This window comes from Streptomyces sp. A3M-1-3, from assembly GCF_024213665.1.
Taxonomy (GTDB): domain Bacteria; phylum Actinomycetota; class Actinomycetes; order Streptomycetales; family Streptomycetaceae; genus Streptomyces.
On sequence record NZ_JANAVP010000016.1, the window covers coordinates 51136 to 65254 of the forward strand.

The following is a 14119-nucleotide window of genomic DNA, read 5'->3' on the forward strand; positions in this document are numbered from 1 at the left end:
CCGGACCGTCCGGACCTCCGTCCCCGCATTCACCCCTACGCAGACGTATTCCAGGGAGCAGAAACATGACCGCACGTACCGCACTCCTGATCGGCGCCGCCGGCGGCATCCTCCGCGAAGTGGCGCTCGGGCTCGCCAAGGAGGGGCACACGCTCGTCCTGTTCGACAAGGACGAGGCGGCCGTCGAGGGCCTCGCCGGGCAGCTGGCCGAGTACACGAAGGTCGAGACGGTCGTCGGCGACATCACCGACATCCCCTCCGCCGAGCGCCAGCTCCTCGACATCGTCGAGCGGCACGAGCCGTCGATCCTGGTCAACGGCGTCGGCGGGGACACCCGCGTTATCGGCTACGGGGACCTGACCAAGGACCACCTCGACCAGTCGTTCTTGGAGAACGTGGTCAGCACCTGGATCGCGATCAAGGTGTGTGCGCCCGTCATGGCGAAGGCCGGTTACGGACGCATCGTCAACTTCGCCTCCGCGGGCGGCCGTACGTACAGCCACTTCAACAACGCGGCCTATGTCGGCGCCAAGGGCGCCGTGATCTCGATGACCAAGCAGATGGCCTACGAGCTCGCCTCCTCCGGGGTCGTCGTGAACGTGGTCGCCCACGGCCCCATCGCCACCGCGCGCGTGGCTGGCGCCTGGGAGCGGCGTGACGAGGAGTCGAAGAAGGACGTGCTCTCCCGGCTGCCGATGCGGCGCATGGGCACGGTCACCGAGGCCGTCGGCAGCGTGCTGCACCTGTGCTCGGAGAGCGCCGGCTACTCGACCGGCACCGTGATCGACGTCAACGGCGGCCTCTACATGTGAGGCCCCGGGCCATCGCACCACCGCACCACCGAGAGAGGAAGTTTCCGTGGCGAAGTTCGTAGTGGAGTTCCAGTACAACGTCGACCGTGAGGGGCGTCAGCACCTGTATCCGGCGCACGCCGAGAACCTCTACGACCTGGCGGAGCGCGGCATCCTGCTGCTGGCCGGGCCGCTGGCGGACAGCAACGCCGGCCTGCTGCTCTACGAGGTCGAGGACCGGGCGGCGCTCCAGCAGCTGCTGGACGAGGAGCCCTACGTCAAGGGCGGCATCGTCGCCGAGACCCGCATCGGCGAATGGGCCCCGGGCAAGGGCAGCCGGATCGAGGCGCTGAACGGGTCCGGGCGGGCCGCTGCCTGATCCGCACCGGCTGATCCGGGCGTTCCCCAGCAGCTGCGCACCGCGCCCACCACCGACATGAAAGAGGACCAACTCACGTGAATGCACAGCAGGCTGACGCAACGTCCGGCATCGGTCCGGTCGCGGGCGCCGACGGCCTCGTCTCCTTCGACCGGGACCGGCTGCACGCCGGGATCGCCGACCCGGAGATGGACTCGATGCGGATCCTCAGCGAGACCGCGATGAAGTTCCCCGAGGCCATGTCGTTCTCCTCCGGAGCCCCCCACGACGGCAACCACGACCTGTCGAAGCTGTCGTATTACATAGACCGCTACATCAAACACCTGGAGGAGCGGGGGGTGCCGCAGCAGCGCATCACCCGCCTGATGTTCCAGTACGGCCCGGTCAGCGGCTTCATCCAGGACGAAGTCGCCCGCATGCTGAAGCACGACGAGAACATCGGTGTCGCCCCCGAGGCCATCATGATCACGCACGGCTTCCAGGAGGCGACCCTGGTCGCCCTGCGCGGTCTGTTCGCCTCCTCCGACGACGTGCTGCTGACGGTCTCCCCGGCGTACGTCGGCATCCGCGGCGCCGCCCGGATGCTGGACATCCCGATCAAGGGAATCACCGAGGGGCCGGACGGCATCGACCCCGAGGACGTGGCGGCCGCGGCCCGCGCGGTGCGCGCCGAGGGCAAGCGCCCCGTCGCGGTGTACCTGGTCCCGGACTTCTCCAACCCGTCCGGCACGGTGCTGCCCCTGGAGGCGCGCCGGCGGCTGCTGGAGGTGGCGGCCGAGGAGGACCTGGTGATCCTTGAGGACAACCCGTACGGGCTGTTCTCCCGGGACGGCGAGAAGATGCCGACCCTCAAGTCCCTCGACGAGCACCGCCGGGTGATCTACCTCGGTTCGTTCGCCAAGTCGGCGTTCCCCGGTGCCCGCCTCGGCTACCTGATCGCGGACCAGGACGTCACCGGCGCCGGGGGCACCACCCGGACTCTGGCCCAGGAGCTCTCCAAGGCCAAGGCGATGTACACCGTGGGCTCCTCCTCGCTGTCGCAGGCGGTGATCGGCGGGATCCTCGTCGACCACGACTACGACCTGATCTCCCCCACCCGCGAGCTGGCCGCCGTCTACCTCGAGCGCCTGGAGACCACGCTGGAGGCGCTGGCCGAGCACTTCCCGCCGGCGCGCTACGCCGAGCACGGGGTGCGCTGGAACACCCCCCGCGGTGGCTTCTTCGTCGTCGTCGAGGTCGGCTTCGAGGCCGACCTGGCGGCCATGGAGCGCTCCGCGCGTGACTACGGCGTCAGCTGGGCGCCGATGAGCATGTTCTACGTGGAAGGCGGCGGCGGCCGGGCCCTGCGGCTCGGGGTCAGCAACCTCAAGCCGGAGGACATCCGTACCGGCATCGCCCGCCTGGCCCGCTTCATCTCAGAGACCCCCCGCGACCGGGGCTGATCCTCCGGACGGAATACAGCGCTCGCCCGCCGGCGAGGCCGGGGCGGCACCCGAAAGCCTGTCACCAGATGGAAAGACAAGGACATATGAGTCACTCAAGTGAGTCGCCGGTCGCGGTCGTCGTCGACGGGTACTCGGCCGGGAACTACTACCCCGCGGCGTTCGGGAGGCTCGGCGCGCGTGTGATCCACGTGCAGAGCACGCCCGAGCTGATCCCTTCGATGCTGGCACCGGATCTGTCGCAGTACGCGGAGAACGTCGTCTGCTCCGACGAGGAGGTGCTGGTCGACAAGCTCCGCCCGTACGGTCCCGTGTGCGTCATCGCCGGCCAGGAGGGCGCCGTCGTACTGGCGGACCGGCTGAGCGAGGCCCTGGGGATCCCGTCCAACGGGTCGGCGCTCTCGCAGGCCCGCCGGGACAAGTACGAGATGATCGAGGCGCTGCGCCGGGCGGGCGTGCGGTGCGCGGACCAGTTCAAGAGCGGCGACGCCGGGGCCGTGACCGCGTGGGCCGAGGCCCGCGGCACGTACCCCGTGGTCGTCAAGCCGCTGAGTTCGGCGGCGTCGGACGGCGTCTACATCTGCAACGACGCCTCCGACGTCCGGGCCGCGGCCGAGACTGTGCTCGGCTCGCCGGACATCTTCGGCGGCGCGAACACCGAGATCGTCGTGCAGTCCTACCTCAAGGGCACCGAATACATCGTGGACACCGTCACCAGCGACGGGCACCGCTACGCCTGCGGCGTGTGGCGGTACGAGAAGTCCCTGCTGCCGACCGGCAAGAACATCTACAACCGGGACATCCTCCTCGACGCCGACAGCGACCCGGTTCCGGCGCTGATCGCGTACGTCGACGAGGTGCTGGCCGCGCTCGACGTGCGCTGGGGTCCGGCGCACGTCGAGGTGATCGTGACCGACGAGGGCCCCGCCCTCGTCGAGATCGGCACCCGGCTCAACGGCAACATCGACGCCGGCTTCCACGATGTGTGCCTGGGCCACAACCAGGCGTCGCTGGCCGCGCAGGCCTACGCGCGTCCCGAGGAGTTCCAGAAGCAGTACGGCGGGCAGGCGTACCGCAAGCTGCGGCCCGCGGTCGTCTACAACACGCCGACCGAGCTGGACGGCGTCGTGGCGTCGGTGGACGAGGCGGTCGTCGAGGAGATCTCCGCACTCGACAGCGTCCACCGCGTCGGCGTCAAGCTTGCGGCCGGCTCCCGGATCCGGCCCACCGTCGACTTGCTGACCAGCTCCCTGCGCGTGTACCTGACCGCGCCGGACGAGGAGCGCCTGACGGCGGCGTACGAGCGGGTGCGCGAGCTGAAGGACGACGTCTACCACCTCGCCTGACCCGGTCCGGGCCTCACCAGTCGTGGGACGCGCAGGCCTTAGCGCGTCCGGATCATCCAGAAACATTCCCTTTCCTCGGCTTTGGAGTACTGCTGTGCACAGCCGTATCGGCATCTTCCTTTCCCCCGTCCACGAGACCGGTCAGGACCCACACCTCGCGATCCGCCGCAACCTGGACCTGGTCGAGTACGTCGACGACCTGAACTTCGACGAGGCGTGGTTCGGCGAGCACCACACCCTGGGCTGGGGCCTGGTCGGTGCGCCGGAGACCCTCATCGCGGCGGCGTCGCAGCGCACGCGTCAGATCAAGCTGGCCCACGGCGTGGTCCCGCTCTCGGGCCACCACCCGTTCCACGTCGCAAGCCGTGCGGTGCACCTCGACCACCTCACCCGCGGCCGCTACATCCTGGGCGTCGGTCCGGGCGTGCCCTTCGACGCCAAGATGTTCGGCCTGGAGCAGCCCGTCCAGCGCCGCCGCCTCGAAGAGGCCCTGCCGACCGTCCTGGAGCTCGTCAACGGCGAGGAGCGGATCACGCAGGAGACGGACTGGTGCGAGCTGCACGACGCCAAGCTCCAGCTGCCGCGCTTCAGCCCCCAGGGCATCGAGGTGGCCATGGCCACCTCCGGCACCTCGCAGTCCAGCCCGCGCCTGATCGGCCAGTACGGCCTGAGCATGACCTCGTTCGCGCTGCCGTTCGCGCTGATGACCCCGGGCGCGCCGGACCACATCGGTCTGGCAAACCAGTGGAAGTACGCGGAGGAGTCCGCCGCGGAGCACGGTCAGGTCCTCGACCGCGACAAGTGGCGCATCGCGCTTCCGGTGCACGTCGCGGAGACTCGCGAGGAGGCCTTCAACGACGTCCGCGAGGGCTACGACCGCTGGCTGTTCGAGTACTTCGGCAAGGCCGCGGGCCGCGACGTCATCAGCCCGGGCACGCCGCGCGAGAAGGCCCTGGAGGCCCGCGTCGAGGCGGGCGGCGCCCTGGTCGGCTCGGTCGAGGACGTGGTGGACGGCATCCGCCGCATGCAGGAGGCCACGGGCGGCTTCGGCACCCTGCTGGTCTACGTCGCCGACTGGTGCTCGTGGGAGAAGACCAACCGCAGCATGGAGCTGCTGGCCCGCTACGTGGCGCCGCAGATCACCGGCTCGGCGGTCCGCCCGCAGGAGGCCGTCGACTGGGCCATCGCCAGCCGCCAGAAGTAACCCCGGCCGACGCCCGCCGGCCGGGCCCTCAGGGTGTCGCCGCAGCACCACCGCCCGACGGGCCGGGGCCGGCCGGCCCCGGGCACACCATCAACGTCGCCCGCCGGCGCTTGCCGGACGCGGGCAGGAGAGCGGAAGAACAGATGCTGGAGCAGCGCTCGTTCCGAGACATCCTCGGCCGGTTCACCACGGGAGTCGCGCTGATCACCGCGCAGACCCCGGAGGGTCCCGTGGGGATGGCCGTCAACTCGTTCACCTCTGTATCCCTTGACCCCCAGCTCGTCGCGATGTGCGCGGCGCACACCTCGAGCACCTGGCCGGCCATCCGCGCGGCCGAGGGCTTCGCCGTGACCATCCTCGGCGACCAGCACGCCGACCTGTGCCGGACGTTCAGCCTGCGTGGGGCCGACCGGTTCTCCGGCCGCGACTGGGCGTACACCCGCGCGGGACACCCCATAGCGGCGGACGGGCTCGCCTGGCTGGACTGCCGGATCACGCAGATCCACCCGGCGGGCGACCACGACCTGGTGATCGCCGAAGCCACCGAGGGCGGCCTGTCCGAACAGGCGGGCCCCCTGGTGTTCCACGCCGGCCGGTTCGCGGGGCTGGCTGCCTGACGGACCCGTGCCGCATCCGGCGCACCTCGCACACCCCGTCTACCAGAAGGACGATTCCGCGTGTTCGTGACCGATCGTTCGCGAGCCCTCCCGTCGCAGCACGGCGCGGAGCAGGGCGGTCTCAGCTTCGTCAGAACCGCCCCCCGCCACCTCGTCAACCGCGAGGCTGTTGCCGAGGTGCTGATCACTGACTGGCGGCAGCTGGGCGCCGACACCTTCCACCTCGGCGCCCAGTGGCCGCGGGGGCACGCGTTCTACACGCCGGTCGCCGGGTCCTGGCACGACCCGCTGCTCGCGGCCGAGACCCTGCGGCAGGCGTCCTTCCTCAAGGCACCTCTACTACGGCGTGCCCGACGGACACCATGCCGTCATCGACGCGCTCGATGTCGAAGTGGTCCCGGGAGCCCTGCTCCTGGGGCGCCGGCCGGCGGACGTGCGCCTGGAGATCTCCTGCCGCGAGGTGCGCTACGACCAGGGCCGGCTGTCCTCGCTCACCCTGGAGGCCGACTTCCTGCGCAGCGACACGTTCGCCGGGGTGGGGCGGGTGGCGCTGAGGGTGCTGGACTGCCCCGCCGAGGCCGGGCGGGCGCGCGCCCCGCGTGACCTGCCGACCCTGCCGGAGCCGGTCCTGGCCGCCGTCGTGGGGCGGCTGCACGAGCACGATGTCGTGCTGGGTGTGGTGAAGCGGCCGGCCGCGGGGGCCGGACAGACCTGGCAGCTGCGGATCGACCCCAGCCATCCGGTGCTGTTCGACCACCCGGCCGACCACATACCGCCCATGCTCCTCCTGGAGGCCGCACGGCAGGCGGCCCAGGCCGTGTGCGCGCCGTACCGGGTGCTGCCCGTCGAAGTGCGCAGCGCCCACCACGCCCGTGCGGAGCTGGACCTCCCGTGCTTCGTCACGGCCATGAAGCTGCCGCTGCAGGACGCCACCGAGGACGCCGCCGTGCGGGTCACCGCCGTGCAGGAGGGCCAGCTGGTCTTCGACAGCCTGGTTGTCGCCGCCTTCTGCGACTGACTCCCCCGCCCGGTCCCGCCCGCGTACGGCCGGATTCTCGCTCCCGCTCACAAACATAGCGAATGTTCAGTATTCTTTTATCGTTCATGACCACTCGGAAGAACCGGCGGGGGGAGATTCTCGTGTCTGTGCATCGCTCGCACCGGCAGCATCCGGATGTCACCGGCTTCGCGGAGAGCCTGTTCGCGCTGCTGCCGCGCACCGACCAGCGCCGGTGGGCCGAGGTCTATCTGCGCGGACTGCTCACCGTTCCGGGCCGCAAGACGCTGCAGCGGCTGGCGGAGACCGTGCCCGGCTCCCGCACCGCCTCGCAGTGCCTGCAGCAGTTCATCAACGCCAGCCCCTGGGACTGGGCGCCGGTCCGTCAGGAGCTGGCCGTCACCGTCGCCGCCGCGCGGCCGACCACGGCCTGGACCATCGGCACGGCCGTGATCCCCAAGCGCGGTGAGCACTCCGTGGGTGTGCACCGCAGGTTCGTCCCCAAGGCCGGACGCACCCTCAACTGCCAGGTGGGCCTCGGCCTGTTCCTGTCCAGCGAGGAGGACGACATCCCGGTCGACTGGGAGATCGTCCTCGACGAAATATGGCGGGCCGACACCAACCGGCTGCAGCGTGCCCGCGTCCCGGAGGACGTCGCCGTACGGCCAGAGTGGGCCCAGGTGCTCGACCTCGTCGACCGCCGCCCCGGCGGCCAACTGCCGCACGAGGCGCCGGTGATCGCTGACCTGCAGAGCGTGGAGAGCGCGGACCGGCTGCTGGCGGGCCTGGCCCACCGAGGCATGGACGTCCTGGCACAGGTCCCGCCCGGGCAGATCCTCGTCCCCACGTCCGCGTCCCCGAACCGAGGTGCCTCCGCACTCACCGCCGAGGCCCTGCTGCCGTCCGGCCCCGCGCAGCACCGGCTCCCGGCCCTCACCTCCCTGCCCGTCCGGCTGCCCCGCCGCGACGGCGCGTACCGGCTCTGGGCCCACCGGCCCTCGCCGGATCCCCGCGCGGTGCGGTTCTACCTCACCAGCCTCGCCGAGGCGGGGGCGGACCGGATCGTCTCCCTGCTGCGCCACCAGGTGCGCACGCGCGCCGTGATGGAGGCCATGGGCGACAGCTTCGGGATGCTCGACTTCGCGGGGCGCTCCTTTTTTGGCTGGCACCACCACATGACGATGACGTCCGCCGCGTACGCGTACAGCCGCCTGAGCCTCTCCGGCCGGCAGACGGCCGCGCGGGTCACCCCGCCGCAGCGGGTGAGCGCCTGCCCGCCGCTGCCGGCCGGAGGGACCGCCGTGCACGCGGGCCGCCGGCGCAGCCCCCGGCTGAGTCAGGCCACCACGTCTGGTTTCGCCGACTGAGGGGAGCATCCGGGGCGGAGCGCGCCACGGGGCGATACGGCTGATGCCGGCCTCCGGGTGCTTCCGCGGACGTGGCGCGGACTCCATACTCAGGGATCGGCTCCAGTCGATGCGGGCCATGCCGAAAGCCGAGGAAGGCGTCAGTGAGCTTGTCCGCCCACTTCGACTCGGCGGGGATCTGATGCATGAGCAGGGTGCGGCAAACAGGACGATCGTATCGTTGCGATCACCGCCGCCGCACCCAGCCCACCGGCCTGACAAGCGGCTTGGGCGCCCAGGGAACTGGACCTCGGCGAGCCCTGCACTCGGATCATCAGCCTGTCGCACATCTCGCCGCACACCACCCGTCCGAACGCGGTGTTGTCGACTAGCGACAAGAACAGAACCCCGGTCAACTCCCGCCAACGCCGCCACAGTCCACTCCCCTGCACCGGCGCTGCTCAGATGGCCACCCCTTGGCCACCCATCCCTTCACAGTTACTGACCAGCGAGTCAGTCACAAGCAAAGAAATTGCAGGTCAGCTACCCAGCGCACCTTCGGTGCGCTGGGTAGCTGACCTGCAACGATGGGACTTGTCTAGGGTCCTGTTGGCTGCACGGAAAGAAGCACTCTCCAGGTGAGCAAGCGTATCGGGTTGTACCCGCGTGTCCGCGTCGAGGGCGGTGGCCGCGGGGCGGTCTCGCAGGCCGGGTCGGTCCTCCTGGTCGAGACGGTCCGCAAGTCCGGCCTGGACACCGCGATATCCGCGGCGTTGGCTCCGTGGCGCAGGCCGCGGGCCGTGCATGACCCGGGCAAGGTGCTGCTGGATGTCGCGCTCGCGACGGCTCTGGGCGGGGACTGCCTGGCCGATGTCGCCATGCTGAGGGCCGAGCCCGGCGTGTTCGGCCCGGTGGCGTCCGACCCGACGGTCTCCCGTCTCCTCGACGCCCTCGCCGCAGCCGGGCCGAAGGCCCTCGCAGCGATCCGGTCGGCGCGGGCCGACGTGCGGTCACGTGTCTGGGAGTTGGCCGGGGCCAACGGCCCTGCCGCCGACGGGCACGTGACCGTGGACATCGACGGCGTGCTGGTCCTCGCACACTCAGAGAAGCAGGACGCCACCGCGACCTGGAAGAAAACCTTCGGCAATCATCCGCTCGTCGCGTTCGTCGACCACGGCCAGGCCGGCTCCGGAGAGCCGGTGGCCGCCCTGCTGCGGCCCGGCAACGCAGGCTCCAACACCGCGGCCGATCACATCACCACCACCCGCCTCGCGCTGGCCCAACTCCCCAAAGCCCTGCGGCGGGGCCGGCAGACGCTGATCCGCACCGACTCCGCAGGCGGCACCCACGCCTCATGGGCAGTGGCTCTCCAAGCCGGGCCGGTGGCTGTCGTATTCCGTCGGCATGACCATCACCGACACCCTCCACCAGGCCGTACTCAAGATCCCGAAGCGGGCCTGGACACCGGCCTGCGCAACCTCCCCCTGCACGACACAGCCCAGAACCAGATCTGGCTGGAGATCGTCTCACTCGCACTCGACCTCCTCGCCTGGATGCCGATGCTCGCTCTGACCGGCGCCACCCGCCGCTGGGAACCCAAGCGCCTTCGCCTACGCCTGCTCTCCGCTGCCGCACAACTCGTGCACACCGGCCGCCGCCGCTGGCTCCGCTTCACCGCCAGGTGGCCCTGGACCGAAGTCATCACCCAGGCAATCAACCGGCTGCAGAGCCTGCCAAACCCGGGCTGACCAGCCACGTCAACCGCCCCAACGACAAGCACGATCGCTCCGGGAAAGTGGAACCCGGCGCCCACCCGGCCCGACAGCCGGGACGTCAACCTGCCCCAGCCCCGGAAAAGGGGCGCCACACAAGCACAGAGTCCCCGTCAGCACACCGACGAGGACTCATGAACGATCGAGGCTAACGCAACGGTGTTGAGGTCAGAGACTCACGGCCGTCCATCACAGCAGGTCACCGCGTTCGCTGGTCTCTTCCGCGACATCTGATTCCGGCGGATGCGGCGCACCACTTCGGACTACGACCGGCCCGGAGCCTGCGAGCCGTCGTGTCCGACTCCGGCCGCGGTTCCGGCCGCCGCCTCCGGACCGAACTCGGCCTCGGCGGGGAGCCGCTGAGGCATCTGGCTCGCGGCGGCGGTGATGAGCAGGGCCGCGGCGATGGCCGTGGCGATGCCGGTGCGGAGCGAGGTGGCCTCGGCGACGAAACCGATGAGCACGGGGCCGATGAGCAGCCCCGCGTAGCCGATCGCGGACACCTGGGCGACGGCGGCGTCCGCGCGGCCGGGGGCGAGGGCGCCGGCCAGGGACATGCACAGGGGCACCACGATGCAGACGGCCAGCCCTGTGAGGCCGAATCCGGCGATGGCCCAGACGGCGGAGGGGGCGATGACCACGAGGAGTACGCCCAGCGCGGTCGTGGTGCCGGCGGCCGCGAGGAGTGACCGGCTGCCGTAGCGCAGGCGCAGCCGGTCGCCGAAGAGCCGCCCGGAGAACGTGGCCAGTTCGTACACCGGGTAGGCGATGGCGGCGACGGCCTCCGTGGTGTGCAGGTCGCGGGCGAGGAGAAGGCCGCTCCAGTCGGCCACCAGCCCTTCGAGGAGGAGCGCCAGGAAGGCCACGGCACCGATCAGATAGACGATTCCGGGAAGGTTGCGGCGGTGTGTGGGCTCCTCCGCTTCGACCGGCTCGTCGAGGTAGGTGCGGCCCACCGCGAGGGCGAGCGGGAAGGCGACGACCGCGACGCCCAGCACCGAGGCGGTGTAGGAGACGTCCAGGGCGGCGAGCAGGACGGCGAGGAGTCCGCCGGCCACCGCGCCGGCGCTCCATCCGGCGTGGAACCCGTTCATCAGGGGGCGGCCGGTGCGACGTTCGACCAGGCTGCCCTGGGCGTTCATCATGGCCTCGGCTATACCGGAGGCGACCCCGAAGCCGGCGGCGGCCGCGAGCAGCAGCGGAAACGAGGAACTGAGGGCGATCAGCCCGACGGCTACGGTGACCAGCGGGGTGCCGACGCGCAGCAACAACCGGTTTCCCAGGGTCGCGACGATCCAGCGCATGCACTGCATGGTCACCGTGGCGGCGACGCCCCAGGAGAGGATGACCAGCCCCACGTCGCCGGTGTCCAGGCCGAGTTTGGCGGCGAGCCCCGGCAGCCTGGCCGCCAGGATGCCGTTCACCACGCCGACGAGGGCGAAGGTGGCGACGACTCCTCTGTGGGAGCGCCGCAGGGTGCCTGCCGGGGAACTCTGCATGGTCCGTCTTCCTGTGTGCGCTGACGAGTTCCTGCCAGGCGTCTCGGGCCGGCACGGCAGGTTTTCTTCTTGATCAGAAGTGTGCCGGAAGACTTGCGCTCATTACTAGATCATCTCGTAATATCTTCTTGCCCGACAGGAAAGGGGAGTTGAGACTCGTCCGGCTCCCACCAGCAGCCACGACCGCCTTGCACGCCCGATCCCCCGCATCCCCGTGATCCAGCCGACACCGCGGCGTCCGAACGAAGGGCCGCCGCGCGAGTGAAGGACGAAGGTTTGCTTTCCCGACTGCACGACCCCGCGTCGCGGGGCTTCGCGAGCGACAACTACGCAGGAATACACCCGGAGATCCTGGCCGCCCTCGCCACCGCCAACGAAGGGCACCAGGCGGCGTACGGGGACGACGTCTACACGGAGCGGCTCCAGCAGCTCTTCCGTGAGCACTTCGGTGAGCGTGCGCGCGTCTACCCCGTTCTCAACGGCACCGGCGCCAACGTGGTGGGCCTCCAGGCGATGAGCGAGCCCTGGGGGGCCGTCATCTGTGCCGAGAGCGCCCATGTCAACACCGACGAATGCGGAGCCCCGGAGCGGGTCGCCCACGTCAAACTGCTCACCGTGCCGACTCCGGACGGCAAGCTCACACCCGCGCTGATCGACCAGCAGGCATGGGGGCGGGGCGATGTGCACCGTGCACAGCCGACCGTCGTGGCGATCACCCAGCCCACGGAACTCGGCACCCTGTACACGCCGCAGGAGATCGCCGACATCTGCGCCCACGCCCACGAGCACGGTATGCGCGTGTACCTCGACGGCGCGCGTCTGGCCCATGCGGCAGCGGCACTTGACGTGCCGCTGCGCGCCCTCACCACCGACGCCGGGGTGGACGTCCTTTCCTTCGGCGGCACCAAGAACGGCCTGCTGCTCGGCGAGGCCCTGGTCGTACTGGATCCGGACGCCGTACGCGGGACGGCCTTCCTGCGCAAGGCCGCGACGCAGCTGGCGTCCAAAATGCGCTTCATCTCGGCGCAGTTCATCGCCCTCATGGAGTCCGGGCTCTGGCTGGCCAACGCACGGCACGCCAACGAGATGGCGCGGCGTCTGGCCGACGCGGTGAGCGGGATGGCGGACGTACGGATCGTCCAACCGGTGCAGACGAACGCGGTCTTCGCCATCCTGCCCGCGGACGCGACCGCCCGCCTGCAAAAGAGCTTCCCGTTCTACGTCCGGAACGAGCGGACCGGCGAGGTCCGCTGGATGTGTTCCTTCGACACCGCCCCTGAAGATGTCGATGCCTTCGCCGCCGCCATTGCCCGGGAACTCACCGGAGACCGGCACGTCGCGGAAAGGGCGACGCATTGAACGCCGACCCCAGCGGACAGCCCCTCTCCTCCCGCGTGCGGCACGCCCCGTTCACGGGCGGTCGCGGCATCGAGGCCGGGCTGACCTGGAGCCAGCAGGAAATCTGGGCGCTGATCGAGAACGCAGGACCGCACGACCACGTCTACAACGTCGTCGAAGAGTTCCGCGTGCCGTCCGGCGTCCGCCCCACCGAGGCCCAATGCCTCGAAGCGCTCTCCTTCTTCCTCTCCCGCCACGAGTCCCTGCGCTCCGTGTTCCCGAGGGGTCAGGGCGGCCGGGTCGTCCAGCGTGTCCTGCCCGAAGGCCGGTTGCCCGTCGAGTTCGTCGATACGAGGACACCCGGGGACGAGCAGGTCACGGCGCTGAAGGAGTTCTTCGGCACCAGGCGGTTCTCGTTCGCGGATGAGCTGCCCCTGCGCCTGGTCCTCCTGGTCACCGAGGGCCGGGTGTGGGGCGGCGTGTATGTGTTCTCACACCTGGCCATCGACTGGTACGGCCTGCGGCACCTGGCCGACGAGGTGACTGAGTACTTCCGGAGCGGCCGGACGCTGCCGGCGCTCGCGCCGGACACGCAGACGCCCGCCGACCTGGCGGTGTGGCAGGAATCGCCGGTGGGGATCCGCAAGCGCGACCGGACCCTGGGCCACGTGGCATCGCTCTTCCGCGACCGGACGCCCCTCGCGCTGCCTCCGGCCGTGGCGGACCTGCCCGAGGAGAAGGCGTACCGGCAGGCCGCCCTCCGCTCACGCGCCGCCCACCACGCGGTCGCCCGTATCGCGGACAGCACCGGCACGAGCGCCGCGGCCGTCATCGTCGGCGCGACGGCGCTGGTGCTGCGGGATCTCACCGGCAGCGACCACGTCGACCTCCATCTGACGAGTTCGCAGCGGTTCGGCCGGCAGAGCCGCTCCATGGTGGCGACCCTGATGCAGGAGACGTACTTCTCGGTGGACCTCGCAGACGCCGATCTGCCACAGGCGGTCAAACGGTCCTGGCTGTCCGCCATCACCGCATTCCAGAACTCCGGATGCGACGCCGACAGCATGAACCGGCTGCTCGCCGAACTGGGCGGCGGCGCGGACGCACCCCTGTGGTTCCCCTACTGCGTCAACGACAGGCGCACCCTGCCGGCGGACGGAACGAAGCCGCGGGACGTCCCCGCCGCGAGCATGCTGGCCGACACCGTGCTCACCTGGCTCCCGGTCACCGAGGAAGAGCCCTTCTACCTCGTCGTCGACGACGGCCTCGACCACCTCGAGTTCTCCCTGACCTGCGACATCCGGCACTTCACCGAGACCGGCATGGAGTCCTTCCTGCGTGAACTGGAGGGCTCCCTCATCACGTTGGCCGACTCCGGACTTTGAACG

Annotated in this window: 11 protein-coding genes and 2 pseudogenes; 12 read left to right on the forward strand and 1 reads right to left on the reverse strand. The window is 70.3% G+C overall.

The window, feature by feature from the left end; all coding sequences use genetic code 11:
- Positions 1 to 65: 65 nt before the first annotated feature.
- The 10 genes and pseudogenes from NLX86_RS19595 to NLX86_RS19635 all read left to right on the forward strand — a co-directional run bounded on the left by NLX86_RS19595 (position 66) and on the right by NLX86_RS19635 (position 9870).
- The gene (locus tag NLX86_RS19595) at positions 66 to 812 is read left to right on the forward strand and encodes an SDR family NAD(P)-dependent oxidoreductase (protein WP_254373030.1); all 747 of its coding nucleotides are present in this window, start codon (positions 66 to 68) and stop codon (positions 810 to 812) included.
- Positions 813 to 858: 46 nt separating this feature from the next.
- Positions 859 to 1170 (forward strand): YciI family protein, encoded by a 312-nt coding sequence (locus NLX86_RS19600; RefSeq protein WP_254373031.1) that lies wholly within the window; start codon positions 859 to 861, stop codon positions 1168 to 1170.
- A 77-nt stretch (positions 1171 to 1247) separates the two neighbouring features.
- The gene (locus NLX86_RS19605; protein ID WP_254373032.1) at positions 1248 to 2612 is read left to right on the forward strand and encodes a PLP-dependent aminotransferase family protein; all 1365 of its coding nucleotides are present in this window, start codon (positions 1248 to 1250) and stop codon (positions 2610 to 2612) included.
- A gap of 86 nt (positions 2613 to 2698) precedes the next feature.
- Complete coding sequence (locus NLX86_RS19610) at positions 2699 to 3958, forward strand: ATP-grasp domain-containing protein (protein ID WP_254373033.1); 1260 nt, start codon at positions 2699 to 2701, stop codon at positions 3956 to 3958.
- Positions 3959 to 4052: 94 nt separating this feature from the next.
- Positions 4053 to 5162: an LLM class flavin-dependent oxidoreductase gene (locus NLX86_RS19615; protein ID WP_254373034.1), complete on the forward strand. Its 1110-nt coding sequence runs from the start codon at positions 4053 to 4055 to the stop codon at positions 5160 to 5162.
- A 143-nt stretch (positions 5163 to 5305) separates the two neighbouring features.
- The gene (locus NLX86_RS19620; protein WP_254373035.1) at positions 5306 to 5779 is read left to right on the forward strand and encodes a flavin reductase family protein; all 474 of its coding nucleotides are present in this window, start codon (positions 5306 to 5308) and stop codon (positions 5777 to 5779) included.
- 66 nt (positions 5780 to 5845) lie between these two features.
- Positions 5846 to 6100 (forward strand): annotated as a pseudogene (locus tag NLX86_RS35105) (AfsA-related hotdog domain-containing protein); the annotation flags it as partial.
- Between the two features lie 25 nt (positions 6101 to 6125).
- The gene (locus NLX86_RS34770) at positions 6126 to 6797 is read left to right on the forward strand and encodes an AfsA-related hotdog domain-containing protein (RefSeq protein WP_254373036.1); all 672 of its coding nucleotides are present in this window, start codon (positions 6126 to 6128) and stop codon (positions 6795 to 6797) included.
- 122 nt (positions 6798 to 6919) lie between these two features.
- The gene (locus NLX86_RS19630) at positions 6920 to 8143 is read left to right on the forward strand and encodes a transposase (protein WP_254373037.1); all 1224 of its coding nucleotides are present in this window, start codon (positions 6920 to 6922) and stop codon (positions 8141 to 8143) included.
- 617 nt (positions 8144 to 8760) lie between these two features.
- Positions 8761 to 9870 (forward strand): annotated as a pseudogene (locus NLX86_RS19635) (IS1380 family transposase).
- A 287-nt stretch (positions 9871 to 10157) separates the two neighbouring features.
- On the opposite strand, the gene NLX86_RS19640 reads toward NLX86_RS19635, so the two are convergent.
- Positions 10158 to 11393, reverse strand: coding sequence for an MFS transporter (locus NLX86_RS19640; protein WP_254373039.1), 1236 nt, complete (start codon positions 11391 to 11393; stop codon positions 10158 to 10160).
- A gap of 276 nt (positions 11394 to 11669) precedes the next feature.
- Between NLX86_RS19640 and NLX86_RS19645 the strand changes: the two genes are divergently transcribed.
- Positions 11670 to 12752 carry a low specificity L-threonine aldolase gene (locus tag NLX86_RS19645; protein WP_254373040.1) on the forward strand — a complete coding sequence of 361 codons (1083 nt, stop codon included), beginning with the start codon at positions 11670 to 11672 and terminating at the stop codon, positions 12750 to 12752.
- Complete coding sequence (locus NLX86_RS19650) at positions 12749 to 14116, forward strand: condensation domain-containing protein (protein WP_254373041.1); 1368 nt, start codon at positions 12749 to 12751, stop codon at positions 14114 to 14116. Before NLX86_RS19645 ends, NLX86_RS19650 begins: the two co-directional genes overlap by 4 nt.
- Positions 14117 to 14119: the final 3 nt, after the last annotated feature.